This window comes from Methanosphaera sp. A6, from assembly GCF_001729395.1.
GTDB classification, from domain to species: domain Archaea; phylum Methanobacteriota; class Methanobacteria; order Methanobacteriales; family Methanobacteriaceae; genus Methanosphaera; species Methanosphaera stadtmanae.
Map to the genome: position 1 here is coordinate 1 of NZ_MAIF01000135.1, position 17734 is coordinate 17734.

23 protein-coding genes are annotated in these 17734 nt (G+C 30.8%); 1 reads left to right on the forward strand and 22 read right to left on the reverse strand.

Annotated features, from left to right (window positions below; all coding sequences use genetic code 11):
* The 17 genes from A9758_RS05485 to A9758_RS05565 form a co-directional block, all read right to left on the reverse strand.
* A partial coding sequence (locus tag A9758_RS05485; protein ID WP_011407011.1) for an energy-converting hydrogenase B subunit P occupies positions 1-268 on the reverse strand: 268 nt, incomplete at its 3' end.
* A gap of 19 nt (positions 269-287) precedes the next feature.
* Entirely contained in the window at positions 288-1274 is a 987-nt protein-coding gene (locus A9758_RS05490) for a respiratory chain complex I subunit 1 family protein (RefSeq protein ID WP_011407012.1), read from the reverse strand.
* Positions 1275-1285: 11 nt separating this feature from the next.
* The gene (locus tag A9758_RS05495) at positions 1286-2437 is read right to left on the reverse strand and encodes a nickel-dependent hydrogenase large subunit (protein WP_011407013.1); all 1152 of its coding nucleotides are present in this window, start codon (positions 2435-2437) and stop codon (positions 1286-1288) included.
* Positions 2438-2454: 17 nt separating this feature from the next.
* Positions 2455-2907: an NADH-quinone oxidoreductase subunit B family protein gene (locus tag A9758_RS05500; RefSeq protein ID WP_011407014.1), complete on the reverse strand. Its 453-nt coding sequence runs from the start codon at positions 2905-2907 to the stop codon at positions 2455-2457.
* 10 nt (positions 2908-2917) lie between these two features.
* Positions 2918-3445: a 4Fe-4S binding protein gene (locus A9758_RS05505; protein ID WP_011407015.1), complete on the reverse strand. Its 528-nt coding sequence runs from the start codon at positions 3443-3445 to the stop codon at positions 2918-2920.
* On the reverse strand, positions 3442-4797 hold the full coding sequence (locus tag A9758_RS05510; protein WP_011407016.1) for a 4Fe-4S binding protein: 1356 nt from the start codon (positions 4795-4797) through the stop codon (positions 3442-3444). The genes A9758_RS05505 and A9758_RS05510 overlap by 4 nt, the downstream gene beginning before the upstream one ends.
* Positions 4798-4812: 15 nt before the next feature.
* Positions 4813-5127 (reverse strand): hypothetical protein, encoded by a 315-nt coding sequence (locus tag A9758_RS05515; protein WP_011407017.1) that lies wholly within the window; start codon positions 5125-5127, stop codon positions 4813-4815.
* 11 nt (positions 5128-5138) lie between these two features.
* Complete coding sequence (locus A9758_RS05520) at positions 5139-5624, reverse strand: MnhB domain-containing protein (RefSeq protein ID WP_011407018.1); 486 nt, start codon at positions 5622-5624, stop codon at positions 5139-5141.
* Positions 5617-5904, reverse strand: coding sequence for a hypothetical protein (locus A9758_RS05525; RefSeq protein ID WP_011407019.1), 288 nt, complete (start codon positions 5902-5904; stop codon positions 5617-5619). Before A9758_RS05525 ends, A9758_RS05520 begins: the two co-directional genes overlap by 8 nt.
* Complete coding sequence (locus tag A9758_RS05530) at positions 5905-6231, reverse strand: energy-converting hydrogenase B subunit G, EhbG (RefSeq protein WP_143740879.1); 327 nt, start codon at positions 6229-6231, stop codon at positions 5905-5907.
* Between the two features lie 18 nt (positions 6232-6249).
* Positions 6250-7764, reverse strand: coding sequence for an energy conserving hydrogenase EhbF (gene ehbF, locus A9758_RS05535; protein ID WP_011407021.1), 1515 nt, complete (start codon positions 7762-7764; stop codon positions 6250-6252).
* A gap of 33 nt (positions 7765-7797) precedes the next feature.
* The gene (locus A9758_RS05540; RefSeq protein ID WP_011407022.1) at positions 7798-8184 is read right to left on the reverse strand and encodes a cation:proton antiporter subunit C; all 387 of its coding nucleotides are present in this window, start codon (positions 8182-8184) and stop codon (positions 7798-7800) included.
* Positions 8184-8468 (reverse strand): DUF4040 domain-containing protein, encoded by a 285-nt coding sequence (locus A9758_RS05545; protein WP_011407023.1) that lies wholly within the window; start codon positions 8466-8468, stop codon positions 8184-8186. The genes A9758_RS05540 and A9758_RS05545 overlap by 1 nt, the downstream gene beginning before the upstream one ends.
* Position 8469: 1 nt before the next feature.
* A complete protein-coding gene (locus A9758_RS05550; RefSeq protein WP_011407024.1) occupies positions 8470-8778 on the reverse strand; it encodes a monovalent cation/H+ antiporter subunit G in 309 nt (102 codons plus the stop codon).
* Positions 8778-9044 (reverse strand): hypothetical protein, encoded by a 267-nt coding sequence (locus A9758_RS05555; protein ID WP_011407025.1) that lies wholly within the window; start codon positions 9042-9044, stop codon positions 8778-8780. Before A9758_RS05555 ends, A9758_RS05550 begins: the two co-directional genes overlap by 1 nt.
* A 15-nt stretch (positions 9045-9059) precedes the next feature.
* Positions 9060-9371 carry a Na+/H+ antiporter subunit E gene (locus A9758_RS05560; RefSeq protein ID WP_011407026.1) on the reverse strand — a complete coding sequence of 104 codons (312 nt, stop codon included), beginning with the start codon at positions 9369-9371 and terminating at the stop codon, positions 9060-9062.
* Positions 9372-9516: 145 nt separating this feature from the next.
* Positions 9517-10248 (reverse strand): metal-dependent hydrolase, encoded by a 732-nt coding sequence (locus A9758_RS05565; protein WP_011407027.1) that lies wholly within the window; start codon positions 10246-10248, stop codon positions 9517-9519.
* A gap of 203 nt (positions 10249-10451) precedes the next feature.
* Between A9758_RS05565 and A9758_RS05570 the strand changes: the two genes are divergently transcribed.
* Complete coding sequence (locus A9758_RS05570; RefSeq protein WP_011407028.1) at positions 10452-11630, forward strand: argininosuccinate synthase; 1179 nt, start codon at positions 10452-10454, stop codon at positions 11628-11630.
* 118 nt (positions 11631-11748) lie between these two features.
* Here A9758_RS05570 and A9758_RS05575 read toward each other — a convergent pair whose 3' ends face one another.
* From A9758_RS05575 to A9758_RS05595, 5 genes are all read right to left on the reverse strand, one after another.
* Positions 11749-13191, reverse strand: a complete 1443-nt coding sequence (locus tag A9758_RS05575; RefSeq protein WP_011407029.1) for an NAD(P)/FAD-dependent oxidoreductase — start codon at positions 13189-13191, stop codon at positions 11749-11751.
* A 97-nt stretch (positions 13192-13288) separates the two neighbouring features.
* Positions 13289-14350, reverse strand: coding sequence for a Ni-sirohydrochlorin a,c-diamide reductive cyclase catalytic subunit (gene cfbD / locus A9758_RS05580; protein WP_048059914.1), 1062 nt, complete (start codon positions 14348-14350; stop codon positions 13289-13291).
* Positions 14350-15519, reverse strand: coding sequence for a hypothetical protein (locus A9758_RS05585; RefSeq protein ID WP_011407031.1), 1170 nt, complete (start codon positions 15517-15519; stop codon positions 14350-14352). The genes cfbD and A9758_RS05585 overlap by 1 nt, the downstream gene beginning before the upstream one ends.
* A gap of 10 nt (positions 15520-15529) precedes the next feature.
* Entirely contained in the window at positions 15530-16720 is a 1191-nt protein-coding gene (locus tag A9758_RS05590; protein WP_011407032.1) for a redox-regulated ATPase YchF, read from the reverse strand.
* Positions 16721-16904: 184 nt separating this feature from the next.
* On the reverse strand, positions 16905-17528 hold the full coding sequence (locus A9758_RS05595; protein ID WP_011407033.1) for a cobalt-precorrin-7 (C(5))-methyltransferase: 624 nt from the start codon (positions 17526-17528) through the stop codon (positions 16905-16907).
* Between the last annotated feature and the right edge of the window lie 206 nt (positions 17529-17734).

Sequence of the window (17734 nt, forward strand, 5' to 3'; positions counted from 1 at the left end):
AATTACTTTCTATAGCTTTTCTTTCTTCATCTAATTTATGTTTAGCCATTTGATACATTACTAAAAAGTCATCATCATCATTAACTGGAATTACTTCCAATCCTAATGCTTCATGTTCTTCAATCCATTCATCATTAAGAACAGGAACTTCTAGTTTAATTGGTTCATCTTCATGATTAACTACAATTAAATTTCTGAAAGATGTTCTTACTTCTACAATATAACCTGCTAAACCTATTATATGATGTGGTCTTAATACTATTTTCATTTAATCACCTTTTAAATCATTATAATACAGCAATTAAAACTGCTACTACAGCAACAGCACTTGTTGCTATAACTGTAGGGAAAAACTCACGGTTAGTGAATAATGGTGAGAATGCACTTACTACAGCTGCAGCTATTGTTATTATTATAGAACATATTATTGGTACAATTATTGAGATACCAAATACTGGTGGCATACCTAAGAATAATGTTGAATATACACAAGCTCCAACAAATATTAAGAATGCATGTGCCATTACATATACTGCTCTGTATTTTGACATGTATTCAAGTAAAGGACCTTGAATTACATCTGAATGACCTTCCATGAATGCAAATGGATTAGAGTTAAGTACAATTAAGAATCCTACAAAGAACACAATTGTTCCTATGATACCTGGAAGTGTGAATAATATTGGACCTGTAATTAATTGATATCTTACAATGTCTATTAAATTCAAACTTTTAGCCATTATTGCAGGAATAAATAAAGCTATATAAAATGGTAAACTACCATAAGATATGAGTTTTAATGATCTTTTTGCACTTAATTGTTCTATAAATGATTGTTTTGCACCAATATGTTTTCCACCTTTTGCTTGATCAGGGAAAGGCATGGTTTTTGATAAAAGTGATTGTGAGAATGAACTCATAAATAAGTATAAAACTTCTTCCACTTTTAATAAACCAACTAATGCTACTAAACTAGCAAAAGATCCCCAAGCTACCATTACTTGTGGTATGAGTATGAGGAATATTGCTGCTACTATAATCAAAGTTATTAAAGGTAATATATTATATACTCTAGGCAATATTGCAGATGGTTCTAATACTTGTTTAAAGAAGAATTTTAATGTTGCATAGAAACCAGGACTTGAAAGTTGAGGACCAAGTCTTTGTTGTACTCTTGCCTCTGCTTTCTTTTCAATACCCGGTAACCATAAACATACAATACTTGCAATTATAAAAGCACCTATAACATAGCCTATTGATGTTACTATATCCATTGTCTGATCTCCTATAATTTAATTATTTGTATAGCTCTATCAGTACAAGTGAAACATGGATCACATGATACAATAGCAAGTTGTGCATCCTGAATTGGGTGTCCAATACAAGATTCTTGCATTGCACCAATGTTAGACATTGATGGAGTTCTTATAATACTATGTCTTACTTTTCCATCCTCTAAACCATATGAATGATAACATACTCCACGAGGTACTTCTATATAACTTTTATAAACTGGTGAGTCTACTAAATCCCAATCTCTTGTTACAATAGGACCTTTAGGTAAGTTTTTAATAACTTGTCTAATGATCTTTGTTGATTCAAAGATTTCAGTTGCTCTCATAAGAATATTAGCCCTTACATCTCCACCATCTTGAGTGATAATATCAAATTCAAAAGGTTCATATTCAAACATTTCAGTTCTAAAATCATATTCATATCCTGTTGCTCTTAAAGATGGGCCAGTTACATGTAAATCAAGTGCTTGTTTCTGTGATAATTCACCAGTACCAGTAATACGGTGCATTACCATTGGATCAGCTATGAATCTTTCAGCAAAATCTGCTACTTTTTCATCGATATAATCCATTGTGTCAAGTACTCTTTGTTGTTCTTTAAGATTTAAGTCAGCTCTAGGTCTTACTCCACCAAGAACTGATATTCCATATTGAACTCTGTTTCCACCCATCATATATAAAAGATCCATTACAGATTCTCTTATATAAAATATTCTCATAGCAAAGGTTTCATGACATAATACCTCAGATCCATGACCTAAGTATAACATATGACTATGTAATCTTTCTAATTCTTCTGCAAGAACACGTAAATATACTGCTCTTTCTGGAATTTCTATACCTAAAGCTCCTTCTCCTACACGACAGGAATTGTATATATGTCCGTTAGAACAAATACCACATACTTTTTCTGTTAAAGCATTTGCTTTTTCTACAGGTAGTCCTTCCATAATTCTTTCAATTCCTCTATGGTTTAAACCTACAGTAATTTCAGCATCTTTTACTATTTCATCTTCTACAAATAGTCTAACTCTGTAAGGTTCTAAAGCTGCCGGATGTACTGTACCCATATTGATTTCTGTTTCAAAAACTTGTCTTTCTGTTTTGTCACAAGTTGTTGCTCCATCTATTTTTGTAACCATATAAATACCTCTTCAAATTATTTATCTTCTTTTCCAAGTAGTATTGGTATTACTGATACTACTCCAGCTACAACATCTTCTGGCCTTACTGCACATCCAGGTATTTTAGCATCTACTGGTATAACATTATCTACAGGTCCTTCAATTTCTTCAGAAGGAATTTCTCCATGAATATTTTTGTATACTCCACCAGTTAAAGCACATGCTCCTACTGCAACAACTAATTTAGGTTTAGGTATTGCTTCGTAAATTTTAAGAAGTGGCTCTTTAGTCCAGTAAGTTACAGGACCAGATACTACTAAAACATCAGCTTCCCTTGGATTCCATGTTAAATACACATTGTATTGTTCTATATCGAATTTAGGAGACAATACTGTGTTAACTATTTCTATATCGCAACCGTTACATCCACCAGTATAAACTAACATAAGGTGTATTGCCTTTTTACGGGCTTGTGATTTTAATCCCATGCTTATCCTCCTAATTCTCATTTCCAGCTGCTTCTTGAGCTGCTACTTTTTCTTTTAATTCTCTATTTTTCTGAATAATTGAATCATCAGTTAAATATTGAGCTATGTATTGGATTTTCTTCTCAGATACTTCACTTGGATCTAATAACATACTGTTTACATCCTTATCACATTTGTTTCCAATGTCATTAGGATGAATTGTTGCTGCTACTCCAAATAATGCATATACTGGACAGAAATCGTGACATTGATAACAATGTACACAGTTAATTTCATCAATCTCAGGAATTGCTGTTTTAACTATGCCATCAGCTATTTCTACAGGTTCTACTGGAACCATAATAATAGCTTTTGTAGGACATACATTAGAACATCCTCCACAACCAATACATTCTACTTCTGCAACTTTAGGTGATGGTTTCACATTACCATTTAATACATCTTCACGTAATTGTAAATCTGTTCTACATTCACTACCAAAAATTATTCTTTTAAGGTTGTTGTAGATTCCGTTGATAAAAACTTTTCCTAAACTCATATTGTAGCCCCAAAGTCTCTTTGTATTTTTATTGCTCTAGCAGGACATGCTGTCTTACAAGCTCCACAATAAATACATCTGTTGTTATCAATTTTTAAGTTACCTTCTTCATCAGGAGCAATTGCTTTGAAAACACATGCATCTATACATACTCCACAACCTACACATAAGTTATTGTTGATCATGGAATATCCACTTTGTATTTTCATTTTAAGTGGTGATGTTTTAGGTATAGCATTTACTGGACAGTAAATTCCACATTTTTCACAAAGAACACATTTATCAAAGTTAAGTTTTACTTCTTTATCTTCAATAGTTAATGCATCTTTTGGACAAACTTCTACACAAATACCACATTTAATACATTGTGCCCCAATTTCTCCATTCCATGAAGTATTTCCAAATTTACGTGCACCATATTTACATTCAGGAATACATCCTCCACAACCTACACATATACCTTCAAGTGTAATTTTTGAATCTGGAACAAATTCTAATACACCTTGTGGACAAGCTGTTACACATGGAGCATGTTCATAGTCTGCTGCACAATGTTCTTCATTATTAACATTATTACATAATGAACATAAATCTGCACTGAATCTAACTTTTTTATTGATAATTTGTAAACCATTTGTTGGACATGCATCTGCACATACTTTACAATCAATACATCCAATCATTTTTGTATCGTTTTCAACATCATATTCTGGTTGTTGAATTTCAAGTTCAAAGTCTTTTTCAATGATTGCATCGTTTGGACATTCAATTAAACATTTGTAACATAATGCACATTTTTTCATGTCAACTTGATATGCTCCACCTTCTTCAATAGGTCCAATTGCATTTCTTGGACAAACATCAATACAAGTATCACATTTTGTACAAACTCCTGGTTCTATGTATGAGAACTTAATTGAGTTTGTTGGACAGAAATATGCACATCTTCCACATTCAATACAATCATCATGATTTGTTCCTACATTGATTCTGTTGACCATTTCTTTTTCCATTTGAACTGGTCTTTTTGGTGGTGCCATTCTAGCATTATTTGGACATGCAGGTACACATACACCACAATTAGAACATAATCCCATGATTTTTCCATCTTTAACTGTGATAACACTTACAGGACATACATTCATACACATTCCACATAAGTTACATTTTGTTCTGTCTACTACATATCCACCAAATTTGTTTTTAAAGATAGCTTTGTTTGGACAGACTTTTTCACACTTACCACAGGTTATACAACTAACTGCTTTCCCATTAACTACTTTAATAGCATCAGTAGGGCAAGCATCTACACAATTTCCTGAGCCATTACAATTACCTGTTGTCATAAACATTTCATATTACCCCACTTAAGCCTCACTTTTAGTTCCTAATAATCCTCTTCCGACTATTGCACCAATAATAGCAACTACAAATCCTGGTCCTAATGGTAAACTTTCATAGTATGGGAAAGTTCCAAACCAGTATGCTATGATGATTCCTGCAATTATTATAGCAATCCATGAGGAAGTATTGAGTTTTATACCTTTTGTTGGTGTTTTATGCATAATAACTCCTGCTAGGAAACCTATAATAAAACCAACTATTGTTGGTCCAGTATATAAGACTCCAAAAAGGTTAGGAGCCATTGATTGTAAAAACGGTACTGTACTTTCTATAACCATATTTACTCCCCCTATTCTATTTCCTCATCATCAACGTAGTCTTCTTTGTATTTAGTTACACTATAGAAAAGAACTACTAATGTTGTTAATCCTATAAATACTTTTAATCCTACCACTATGTTTAAATATGGAATTATTCCAGCATGTAATGCATCTGGGAAGTTAAATATAGCTTCTACACCAGATGGTACTAATCCATATATGTTTGTTCCTAAGTTATAAAGGAATGAACCACCTGTAAATAATCCACATAAACCAAGGAATACATAACCTAAAGCTCCAAAGCTTTCTATTATGGACATTCTTTCGTGTGAAAAATTAAATGGATTTTCTTTTAAACCATATGCAAGAATACAGAGAATAGCTCCTGAAGCCATAATAGCTCCTCCCTGGAAACCTCCTCCAGGTGTAATGTGTCCACCAAGAATAGTCATAGCACCATAACCTATTAATATAAAGGATAATGGGTATGATATTAATTTAAGAAGATCACTCATCGTCGTCGCCTCCAAGGTTTACTTTTCCTCTACCAAATACGAGCATAGTTGTTACTACAGCACTAACTAAGATTAATGCTTCACCTAAAGTATCGAATCCTCTGAAATCAAATACTATGTTTGTTACCAAGTTAGGTGCTACAGATACTCCTAATCCTTGATAGATATAGTTGATACCAGGGAATATTAAGGAACTGAAGTTATACATTGAACTTAAAAATACTGCTGAGAATGCTAGAAAAGATACAGCTAATGCTATTTTTCTAATAGAAGATTTCATCTATATTCCCCCCCAGTAGAATACTATTGATATTATTGCTAATGTTAAAACAGCATAAAACATCATATTATTTATATCATCGTTGTGTTCTTTGTACAATTTAGGCATGATTGGTGTTGCATACATAAAGATTATGATTAAGGCAACTTCTACAATTACCATCAATGCAGGACTTACTAATCTAATAGTCAAAGCAGCCACTAATAAAGATGCTATTAAGACTAATTCAGCAGACATGACTGATGATGTTACAGATCCATTAACTAATGTTTTCTTAGGATCATCCCCAAATGTACTTTTTAAAGTTTCGACAAGTTTATCGTACATATTCATTTTATCACCTTATTACATTATTAAAGCGGAAAAAGCCATGACTCCAAGTCTATTTACTACTAAATCAGGACATAAACCTATAATTAAACAAATAATTAAGAAGAATACCATTATTGCCATAGTTGTTTTAGGAACTTTTGCAGAAGATACTTCTAAATCATCTGGTTTTGGTCTAAGGAACATTGCATATGTGATTTTTAAGAATGCTAAGAAAGTTACAATACTTAATATAATCATAATTATTGCAAGTTCTGGTATTCCTGCACTTAATGCAGCTTGACATAACATGTATTTACTTTGGAATACATTGAATGGAGGTACTCCAGCCATTATAAATCCTGCAAGTACAATTAATAATGCTGCTACAGGCATATGTTCTAATAATCCACCAAGTTTACTGATTTTACTTGTTCTTGTTTTGTATAATACTAAACCAAATCCTACAAACAAGAATGAAGTTACTACTAATTCATTTACTGCTTGGAATAATCCTGCTGTTATACTGTATGGAGTTCCTAATCCTAGTCCTACACCAATATAACCTAATTCACCAACAGCTAAGTATGCGATGATACGTTTGTAATCATCTTGCACCATAGCCATACTTATACCTAAAATCATTGCAAGTACAGATACTGCAAGTATTGCCATTTGTACTGATGGTAAATATCCAAATATTCTAATTAATACTAAACCTATGGATATACAACCTATTACAGAGAATGATTGTAATAATACTGATCCACTAGGTAAACCTTTACTGTAAATTTCTGATTTAATTGCATTGAATGGTGGTAATCCTGTTGCATATAACCAACCATAAATTAACATACCTGCTGCAAATAATAATACTGGGTTTGTTGGATCTACTGCTCCATTGTGTATCATCATTACAATATCAGTTATGTTTACGTTACCTGTTAATCCAAGTAATAAAGCAATACCCAATAACATGAAGGAACCGCCTATTTCTCCAAGTAACATGTATTTTAAACCAGTTACATAATTTCCTCTTACTCTTGATACGAGTATTAAACCTACTTGAACAAGAGCTGCTATTTCAAAGAATACATATAAGTGGAATATATCATCTGTTAATACAAATGCCATTAATGCTGCTGAGAGCATGAATAATAAATATAAGTATACTCCAGATGTTTTCTTAGTTTCTGCAATGGATATGAATACTGCACACATTGCAACTATACCTAATATAAATGCAACTACTTGTTGTCCAGGTCCAAATGCATATGTAATTGCTGGGTGGAATAATTCTAGAACTGATCCAGAAATTATTGCTTTAGATAATGCAGGTAATTGAACTGCTAATCCACCAGCTGCTAGAGGTTTATATCCTCCAAAGAAATGGTTTCCATATGTTGCTACTAATGGTACTATTGGTAAACAAATAGCAGTAATAACTGCCAATACTTTTGTTATTTTTTCAGAACCATGTAATAGGTTAACTAATATAGCACAAATTATTGGTATAATAACCATTAATGGTAAAAAGATAGTTCCATCCATTATAAACTACCCCCCATTGCTGTAATTACAGTACTATTCATTATTATCCTCTCCAAATCTTTTATCATTTAAAAGAACGGATGCACTTAAAGTACCATGTCTTTTATATAATACTACTGTCATTGCTAACATTACAGCAAGTGTACTTGCTCCAATTACAATACTAGTAAGTACTAATGCAAATGGTAATGGATATGATGCTTGACCTAAGAAGTTATTTACTTCCATATTTTGTAAAAAGATATATGTAATTCCGTTAACTTTGTAACCTAATGAAATTAATAATAAATTTACACCATCACCTATAAATGCAGCCCCAATAATTTTCTTAACAACATTATCTAGATAAACTAATGCTACTGTACCCATAATCATTAAAAGTGCTGCTGTAATTAAAGCTCCTAATTGTACTGATAACATTAGGAATCACCTTCCTCTTTTGATACAGGTTGTTCTCTTGTTTTAAGAATTGTAAGAGCTACTAATGTTGGTACAATAGCTGCTCCCACTACAGCTTGTGTTAATGCTACATCGGGTGCTAATAAAACTTGATAAATTGCTGCTAAAATAAAACCAGTAATACTAGTTAATACAGCCATTTTAATTAAATCTTTTTGAATTAAACAAACAAATGCACCTAATATTGCAAATAAATATAAAATCCAAGGTACTGCATTTTGTATTATTAAATTTATATCTGCCATTTTATTGCTCCCCCTGTTCTCCACGGAAGTGTCCACTTGCTATTGCATGAGTTGCAAATGGTGCTAATATAAAGTATGTCATTCCTAAAGCTGGTTCTCCAAGAAGTATTAATATTAACACGCCAAGCATATCTACAATACCTAACATTTCTAATCTTCCAAATACGACATATTTAACATCGTCATCGGTATTACATAATAGTCCTTTTGCTGTAATTAAAACGAATATACCGCAGATTATAAATATTAACCCTATAATTAATCCAACAGGATCTACATTTAAAGTAAGTTCTAATGCTGCTTCAGTCATTATAAATCGCCCCCACCTAATACGTAGGATACAGCTATTGTTCCTACAGGACTTAATATAAGTATTGCAAATGCTATGTCTCTACAGAAATCTATTCCAGTAAGTGAAGATACCATTGTTAAAACAATTGCAAGTGCAATTGTGAAACCTGCTACCCCAGCTAAAGCTGAACCAATTGTTCTTCTTGCTGCAATTTTTACATTTGCTAGCATGTAAACAATTAGACATAACATGAGGAACAATTCAGATATTGTTAAAAAATCCATCTCATCACCCTATGTTTATTCTAACATTTTCTTAATATATGGCTCAAGAGGGATAATATCTCCAGTTGAACGAGGTGTTAAAGCTGAAACTGTTAAAACACGTTCTTCTTGATCCATACTAACAGTGATAGTACCAGGTGTTAATGTGATAGTATTTGATAGTATTGCAAGAGATACTGGTCTTTCAAGATCAGGTTTAATCTTTACAACTATAGGATCAACATCGCCCTTGAGACAGCAAATACTTGTGTCAAGTATTGCTTTAATTATTTCGACTACTAATACTACGAAAAATTCTATTCCGTAGATTATTCTAGTTAAAAACATAAATTAAACTCCGTTTTTATTATAAATTTAAATCAATTAGCTATAAAAACTTAATACTTAAAAAAAGAAAAACTTCAAAATTCTAAGTATATAGTATAATAAAATATATATCAAAACCACATATTTAATAGTTATGAAATGATTTTTAGGCATACTTAAAAATTGAAGTAAAATTAGTTAATAACGAACCATTCACTGTTATATAATGCAACGAACAGATAATCCAAATTAATATTAATAACAAAGCCATAGATCTATGATACTTTTTATAACTAACTGGTATAAACAAGCAAAGTCCAGCTGGAGTCCATAAATCCAAGATAATATGACTAATAGCACCAATAAAAAACATTAAAAATACATTACTACTACCAATATTACCATAATCCACTGGAAATAAAAATAAATAAATTCCAACTAGTAACACATACCATAAAAGATACTTTCTACTAACAATAAAATAACCAACAAGTATCATTACAACAAATAATAAAATACTACTTGGCCAAGCAATATTAGAAACTATAAGCAACTTATTAATAAATGGAATAAAACCCATAACAATCAATGTAAATAGAAATGATAATACACTAACACCAAGCAATGTATGTGTAAATCCCCTATGCTTAGAAACATAAAAAATACCTGCAACTAAGATAATAATCATAGCAGATAATGGGAGTTTATCATAAACTGACAAGGCCACAGCAAGAATCACACCAATAATAAACATCACCACAACCTTATTTTTATTATTAACATGATCCATATCTGGTATAGATGCTCCAAGTAGAGCAAAAAACAAATAGAAAAGTGAAGGAGCAAATGGAAGTGCAAATAATATACCTGCTATTGCATGATTTCTATAATTTGACATATTAAAAAATTCACCAAATATAACTTAATATCTAAAGATTTATACAAACAAATATAATAATATTCTCAAAAATAACCAATAAAAACCTAAATTATATTACAAAACAAACAGATATATAATAATATATATCTCAATACACATAGAGAAATATTACTTTTATAAAAAAAAATATTAATTTAATTATAAAATAAAAAGGTGAAACAATGGAAAAAGTAGTATTAGCATTCAGTGGAGGATTAGACACCTCAGTATGTGTTAAATTATTACAAGAAAAATATAATATGGAAGTTATCACAGCATGTGTAGATGTAGGACAACCAGAAGATGAAATTAAAAAACCAGAAGCAGCAGCTCAAAAAATTGGTTCAGACAAACACTACACAATAGATGCAAAAGATGAATTTGCAAAAGAATATGCATTCAGATGTATAAAAACAAATTCATTATATGAAGGATACCCATTAAGTACAGCATATGCAAGACCATTAATTGCAAAAAAAATAGTTGAAATAGCAAAAAAAGAAAATGCTTCAACAATTGCACATGGATGTACTGGAAAAGGAAACGATCAATTCAGATTTGAAGCAACCATCAGATCAGAATCTGATCTAGACATAGTTGCTCCTGTACGTGATTATAACCTAACAAGAACAGAAGAACAAGACTATGCACGAGAACATGGAATACCTCTTCCATCGGAAAAAATATACAGTATAGATGAAAACCTATGGGGTAGATCAATAGAAGGAGGATTACTTGAAAATCCTGCAACAGCTGCACCAGAAGAAATATATGAATGGACAAAATCCACAGTAGATGCACCAGAAACTCCACAAATTGTTAAAATAGAATTTGTTAATGGAGAACCTGTAAAAATCAATGATGAAGAATTAGAACCTGTAGCTCTTATTAGAAAAGCAAATGAAATTGCTGGTAACAATGGAATTGGTAGAATAGATATGGTTGAAGACAGAATTATTGGTCTTAAATCAAGAGAAAACTATGAAACACCAGGCGCTATTCTTCTTATAACAGCACATGCTGCTCTTGAAAAATTAATATTCAGTAGAGAAGAAATTAAATTTGCAGAAAACTTAAGTCAAAAATATGCTGAATTAGTATATAATGGTCTTTGGAATGAACCATTAAGAGAAGATCTTGATGTTGTAAATGATCATATGCAACAAAGAGTAACAGGTACTGTTGAAGTAAGATTACATAAAGGTTCAATGAAAGTTATTACAAAAGAATCTCCTTATGCATTATATAATGAAGAAAATGTATCATTTGAAGATAAAGGAATTGATCAAAGAGAAATGATTGGTATGGTAAAATACTACGATCTTCAAGGTGCAGAATACTCTAAAGTAAAAAGAGAATAGATACCCTATTTTCAATTACTTTTTTTATCCAAAATAAACACTCTTTCTAAAAAAAATTACTATAAAAACTAGAATATATTAAAAAAAATAGTTAAGGGAGTTATACCCTAAAATTATCTTATTTTTGAATTAAACCCTGTGCTCTAAGACTTTCAGTAAAAGATAAGTTTTCTGAAGTATCATCTACAGGTTTATCCTCTTCAGCATCAGTAGATTCTTCTTTAACTTCACAACAAGAAGAATTTATTTCAGATTCAATTGCTTCAATTTGTTCAAGACAATTAGCTGCTGCTTGAGCTATAGGATCTATTACCATAGATACTACTTCATCACATTTAAGTTTCTGTGACATAATAGCTGTCATTGTATCTACTCTTTCAGCTACTGCTTCTTGACCAAACATTTGACAACCAATAATTGTACCATCTAATTTTGATATTAATTTAATGTGTAATGGTTTACTTCCAGGATAATATCTTGCTCTGGATAATGTATCAATATTACTTACTACAACATCAATACCTTCTTTTTGTGCACTTTGTTGTGTTATTCCAACTGCACCCATTTCCATAATACCAATTTGAGATACTGTTGAGTTTAAAACTGGTTTAAATTCAATTTCATGACCTGTTAAATGTTTAGCTAAGATAATACCCTGTCTTACAGCTGTAGTTCCAAGTGGAGATAGTGTAATTTGACCTGTTATTGCATCAATTACTTCAACACAGTCTCCTACAGCATAAACATTTTCCACAGACGTTTCCATATGAGAATTTACTTTAATTGCAAATTTTCCTAATTCACAGCCAATACTTTCTGCAAGTTCTGTTTGTGGTCTTACTCCTGTTGATAATATAACCATGTCAGCAGGTTGTACTTCACCATCAATAGTTACTGATTCTACTTTTGTTTCTCCATTAATTGATTCTACTGCAGAACCTGTGAGTATTTTAATATTTTTTCCTTGAAGGTGTTCTTGGAATTTATCAGACATTTCTTTATCAAATGATCTAGGGAATAATTGTGGCATCATTTCTGCAATTGTTACATTTAATCCTTTATGAGCTAATTCAGAACCAAGTTCTAATCCTATTGCTCCCCCACCAACAAGAACTACATTTTTAGATTTTTCAGAATATGCTAATATTTCTTCTCCATCTTCTATTGTCCTTACTTTAAATACCCCTTCTAAATCCTTACCTGGAATTGGAGGCATTAATGGTTTTCCACCAGTTGCTATTACTAATTTATCATATTTAATATTTTGTTTGTTTCCATCTTTATCTTCATATGTAATTTCAGTATTATCATGATCTATTTCTGTTACACGAGATTCTGTCATGATTCTAATATCTTTACTCATGTATTCTTCTGGTTTGTGCATAATAATATCATCAAAGCTATCAATATGTCCACCAATTACATATGGAATTGCACAAGGAGAATATGCAACATTTTTCTGTGTTGTAAACACTATTATTTGAACATCTTTATTGTATTTTCTTATATTGGATGCTGTTGTTAATCCAGAGGCTCCTCCGCCTATAACTACTATATTCAATTATGTCACCTATACAAAATTATCTATACTTATATATATTAAGTTTATATCTTTTATATTTTAGTTTATTTATTAGAAATATTTCAAAAACTTTAGATTATTCTAACAAACCACGTAATGTAGATGCAAATTCAGATTCAACTATATTTTTTGCTCCAAGAGTTTTAGAATGTGCATCTAACTCTGTTATAACATAATCATATCCCATATCCATTAATGGTTTAACAAGTCTTGGTCCATCAGTAACAGCTATTGTTTTTCCAGGTACCTTTGTTATATCAACTGCATGTGGTACTCCAAGTACTATTGTAACATCACAATCCTCATCTTCAAGTATAGTTTGTGCTTTAATACCTGTAACTGGATATTCATCAAGTCCACCTGTAATATAATCCATTTTTTTATCTACATTACTATTCACAACAGTTGCATGATGTTTTATATATGGAAGTCCTATATTTTCATCTGTATTGGCTATAAATACAGGTAGATTATCAGGATAATACTTTGACCATGGAACAGACATTATATCTGCAAAAAGATAACTTGTTTCTTTTTTAGCATTTAATACAATTGAAACTTTTTTATTTACATTTAATGCATCAATAATCATATTTGCAACTTTTACCTTATTATCCCCATAATTTGGCTGAATATATTCACCTTTAGCCATACCCCTTGTTTTTTCTAGTTGAGTAGCCTTTTGTAACATTTGAGTTTGTCGTTTTACTTCATCTTCATCAATTAACTCAGCTTTATTTGCTGCTTTAAGTGTTAATATTGCTCCTGCAGTATTATCTCCAGAATCAAATCCACCATGTGTTTCCACTACTATTATATTAGAGTCAACATCTGCTTCCTTTACAACCTTTTTCATATTTTCCCCAATAATCATACTAGCACATGTTCCAACTACTCCAATATTTTCTGGTTTAAATGTTTCATAGACTTCTCTAATTGTTTTAGATAATTTTTCACCAGCACCAAATATGAAATCATTCTCACTCATAGCTGTTGTTATTACTCTTATTCCCTCATCTTCAAGTAATCTTCCTGTTCTAAAACAGCAGCCTGCAGGACCATGCATTATAATCACATCCACTTCTAAATCTCGAAGTGTGTATAGTGCTGCTGCTATTGGACTTGGTCTTGGATGTATCATAACATTTCACCTTTTTTTAATCTATACTGTCCAACACTACTATATTTCACATTACTGAATTTTTCACTATCAAATAATGGTAGTGCTGTTATTATTATTTTCTCAATTTTTGATGGATTAATATTTCTATATTCTGGCGTGTCTATCATTACAATTATACAATCTGCATCATATATTTCATCAAGAGATATTTTTTTAGCTCCATGTGCCTCTATAATATCCTCTGATACCTTATCATCATGTACCCATACTTCAACATCTCTTTGTACAAAATCATCAATAAGTATTAATGATGCATTATCTTCTTGTGTTTTAAGTGTATCATCTGTTGTTATTCCAAGTATTGCTACTGTTGTTTCAAACATTGCAAGATGTTCCTTTAAAAACAATTCCTTTTCTGCCATGTATGCCATGTGATATGCTACATAGTTATTTGTATTCCTGGATGTTTCTGATAATTGTACAGTTTCACCATATTCATTTGCCAGATTTATTATCTCTGATGAATCCCTAACAATTTCCTGTTTAAGTACTGGTTGTGGATATGGAATATTCACATTATTATTCATATTTGCAATATCTATTACATCAATTAAATCTATTGTTAGTGCTTCTGAAAGTATTGCCATTTGATTTGAAAGTGCAATTAGAGTATCCTTATATGCATTTTGTAGTAGAGGTATCATTTCTGCTGTTTGAATATGTTTTGTTGTTTTTATTGTTTTATTCATATTTTCATATAGATTACATGTTCTCTTAAGACTATTTTCATTTCTACCTGCAATTATTCTAGTATCTTCTTTAATTATTGTAGTATATGCAAGATTTATATCAGGAATTAATTCATATTCATCTATTATTTTAGACATTTTATATACTGTTCTTGGAGGTACTTTTGTATCGAATATCATCAAAGTATCATCATTTATACTATCACAAATAATGTTACAAGCCTCTTTCAGAGGACTTATATCGTATTTTTCATTAATAATACAGTTTTGTGTGAATATAATATTATCTGCCCTTGAGAAAATATCAACAGTATTTTCTTTTTTAAAATCTGTATTAATACTACCTGTATTATCATATACAATAATTTCATCTGAATTAATATTTGAATATCGTTCTAAATCAGTATCCTTATCAGGATAAATTACAGTTATCATGAAAAAACACCTATTTATTTGAAATAATACTGATAATATCTGATTGTTTAAGTTCCTGTTCACTTGATATTCTCATATTCTTTCTAGCATCAATTGCATGGGTAAAACCTTCACCAATATCAGTATGTATACAATATGCAAGATCCCTTGGATTGGAACCTTTAGGTATGAGAAGTGCATCAGGTAAAATATTTCCTTTCTGATCAGAATATTTATGTTCATCTTCAACAGGATACACTACAATTTCTTCTAAAACATCATATACTGCAGTATTTATAGTTTCTTGAATACCTGTTGAACCATATTTTTTTAGAACATTACTATCAATATATTCTAGTGCCATTTTCTGTTTTTGTGATAGATTCTCTTCATCAATAATTTCAAAGTAATCATCACCTGACTTATATTTTATTAATCCTGCCTTTGTAGCATTTACAAGAGCAAGTTCTGATTCAGCACTTGTTGGTATAACTTTTTCATATTTCTGTTTTAGTCTATTAATGTTTTCTTCTGCTTGTGGAGTATCTATCTTATTTGCAACTATGATAATAGGTTTTGCAAGTTCAAGTAATTTATCTAAAAATCTTAAAATATCATCTTTTTCCCATTTATCATAATCATCATCCATAATTCTTTCTGCTTCAATTACATCATCAAGAAATACTCCTGCGCCACTTAATTGATCTGCAATAACCTTTGCAAAGTTTAAGTGTTCAGACATTACCTTTCTTATGAGTCTTGGCCAATTTCTCTCTAATATTGAATAAACCCACATTGTTACCTCATGTTTTAGAAAGTTAACATCATCTAATGGGTCATGACTTCCAATTTCACATGGATTTCCTTCTTCATCTGTTCCACCAGATGCATCTATAATATGAATTAATGCCCTTGCTTGACTTAAATCATCTAAAAATTTATTTCCTAAACCTTTTCCTTCATGTGCCCCAGGAACTAATCCTGCAACATCAATTAATTCCACAGGAATATATCTTATCCCATCCTCACATTTACCAGTACGAGGATTACATGAAACATCCAATTCACTACATGGACATTTTGCTGTAACATAAGCTATTGCTGCATTTGCATCTATTGTTGTAAATGGATAATTTGCAACTTCTGCCTCTGATAACGTTGCTGAATTAAAAAATGAGGATTTACCTACATTTGGTTTTCCAGTTACTGCTATTTGTAACATATCAAGTCTCCTTTAACTATTTCGTATCTTTTATATAAAAATTAATTTAGATTAATAAAATAAATCATGAATTATCATGTTTAAACTAATTCTCCTATATTATTATATCTCATTACTAATTTAATAATATAAGGTTTTAAAAAAAATAATAAAAATTAATTGGGGATGATGAATAATTTCTACTCTAAACTACCACAACACACATATATCCAAAGTCCATCTGTTTTGCTTCCTCAAGTGTTACATGAACCACCTGTTCATCTGGATAACTTAGTTTTTCACAGATTGTTATTCCATGTTCTGGACTAAAACCATTATCTATAAGATATTCTGCAAGTTCACTAATATGTCTATTTGGAAGAATTATATTTGGAACATTATTATCAATTTTATCTAACAAGTCCTTTGTAGGTGCTTTTCCTCCATGAATTGTTATTAAATTTGCACTATCCCATGGTATTTCAACTTTTGCTGATGCTAACTGAACAGAACTTATACCTGGAATTACATTTAGTTTTGTATTTGGTGATAATCTTTGAATTGTTTTTAACATACCAGAAAAACCTGGATCACCTGTTGATAATACAGATACATTAAGTCCATCATCAAGATATGATACTGCCTTTTTCACAGTATTTGGAATATCTCTTGGCTCTAATACAACCATTTGTGCATCAAGATAGTCAAATAACTCTAAAGATCTCTTACTACCTACTAATACATCTGATTTTTCTATGGTTTCAACAGCATTTAATGTTAAGTATTCTCTAGCTCCAGGTCCTATTCCCACAATATTTAATTTATTCATAACCTACACCTTCTAAAACAGTAATAGTTTTACTTAATAAATTATATGTACATACTTATTAAATAAAGTTAAGTAAAAATATAGACGAGATATTAAAATTATCTAAATATAAAAATAGTTTTTCAAAATAAAAAAAAAAGAAGAAGAATATGATTTTATTTCAATATTCTTATTTATTTAAACTTTCAGTGTCGTGGTTGTTGTTG

Coding starts and splice junctions, on each gene's coding strand:
- A9758_RS05540 (WP_011407022.1), bottom strand. CDS start 8,184: ATGTTATCAGTACAATTAGGAGCTTTAATTACAGCAGCACTTTTAATG.
- A9758_RS05490 (WP_011407012.1), bottom strand. CDS start 1,274: ATGGATATAGTAACATCAATAGGCTATGTTATAGGTGCTTTTATAATT.
- A9758_RS05565 (WP_011407027.1), bottom strand. CDS start 10,248: ATGTCAAATTATAGAAATCATGCAATAGCAGGTATATTATTTGCACTT.
- A9758_RS05560 (WP_011407026.1), bottom strand. CDS start 9,371: ATGTTTTTAACTAGAATAATCTACGGAATAGAATTTTTCGTAGTATTA.
- A9758_RS05530 (WP_143740879.1), bottom strand. CDS start 6,231: ATGTACGATAAACTTGTCGAAACTTTAAAAAGTACATTTGGGGATGAT.
- A9758_RS05555 (WP_011407025.1), bottom strand. CDS start 9,044: ATGGATTTTTTAACAATATCTGAATTGTTCCTCATGTTATGTCTAATT.
- A9758_RS05500 (WP_011407014.1), bottom strand. CDS start 2,907: ATGGGATTAAAATCACAAGCCCGTAAAAAGGCAATACACCTTATGTTA.
- A9758_RS05595 (WP_011407033.1), bottom strand. CDS start 17,528: ATGAATAAATTAAATATTGTGGGAATAGGACCTGGAGCTAGAGAATAC.
- ehbF (WP_011407021.1), bottom strand. CDS start 7,764: ATGGATGGAACTATCTTTTTACCATTAATGGTTATTATACCAATAATT.
- A9758_RS05570 (WP_011407028.1), top strand. CDS start 10,452: ATGGAAAAAGTAGTATTAGCATTCAGTGGAGGATTAGACACCTCAGTA.
- A9758_RS05510 (WP_011407016.1), bottom strand. CDS start 4,797: ATGTTTATGACAACAGGTAATTGTAATGGCTCAGGAAATTGTGTAGAT.
- A9758_RS05550 (WP_011407024.1), bottom strand. CDS start 8,778: ATGACTGAAGCAGCATTAGAACTTACTTTAAATGTAGATCCTGTTGGA.
- A9758_RS05505 (WP_011407015.1), bottom strand. CDS start 3,445: ATGAGTTTAGGAAAAGTTTTTATCAACGGAATCTACAACAACCTTAAA.
- A9758_RS05495 (WP_011407013.1), bottom strand. CDS start 2,437: ATGGTTACAAAAATAGATGGAGCAACAACTTGTGACAAAACAGAAAGA.
- A9758_RS05585 (WP_011407031.1), bottom strand. CDS start 15,519: ATGATAACTGTAATTTATCCTGATAAGGATACTGATTTAGAACGATAT.
- A9758_RS05520 (WP_011407018.1), bottom strand. CDS start 5,624: ATGAGTGATCTTCTTAAATTAATATCATACCCATTATCCTTTATATTA.
- A9758_RS05525 (WP_011407019.1), bottom strand. CDS start 5,904: ATGAAATCTTCTATTAGAAAAATAGCATTAGCTGTATCTTTTCTAGCA.
- A9758_RS05545 (WP_011407023.1), bottom strand. CDS start 8,468: ATGGCAGATATAAATTTAATAATACAAAATGCAGTACCTTGGATTTTA.
- A9758_RS05590 (WP_011407032.1), bottom strand. CDS start 16,720: ATGTTACAAATAGCAGTAACTGGAAAACCAAATGTAGGTAAATCCTCA.
- A9758_RS05515 (WP_011407017.1), bottom strand. CDS start 5,127: ATGGTTATAGAAAGTACAGTACCGTTTTTACAATCAATGGCTCCTAAC.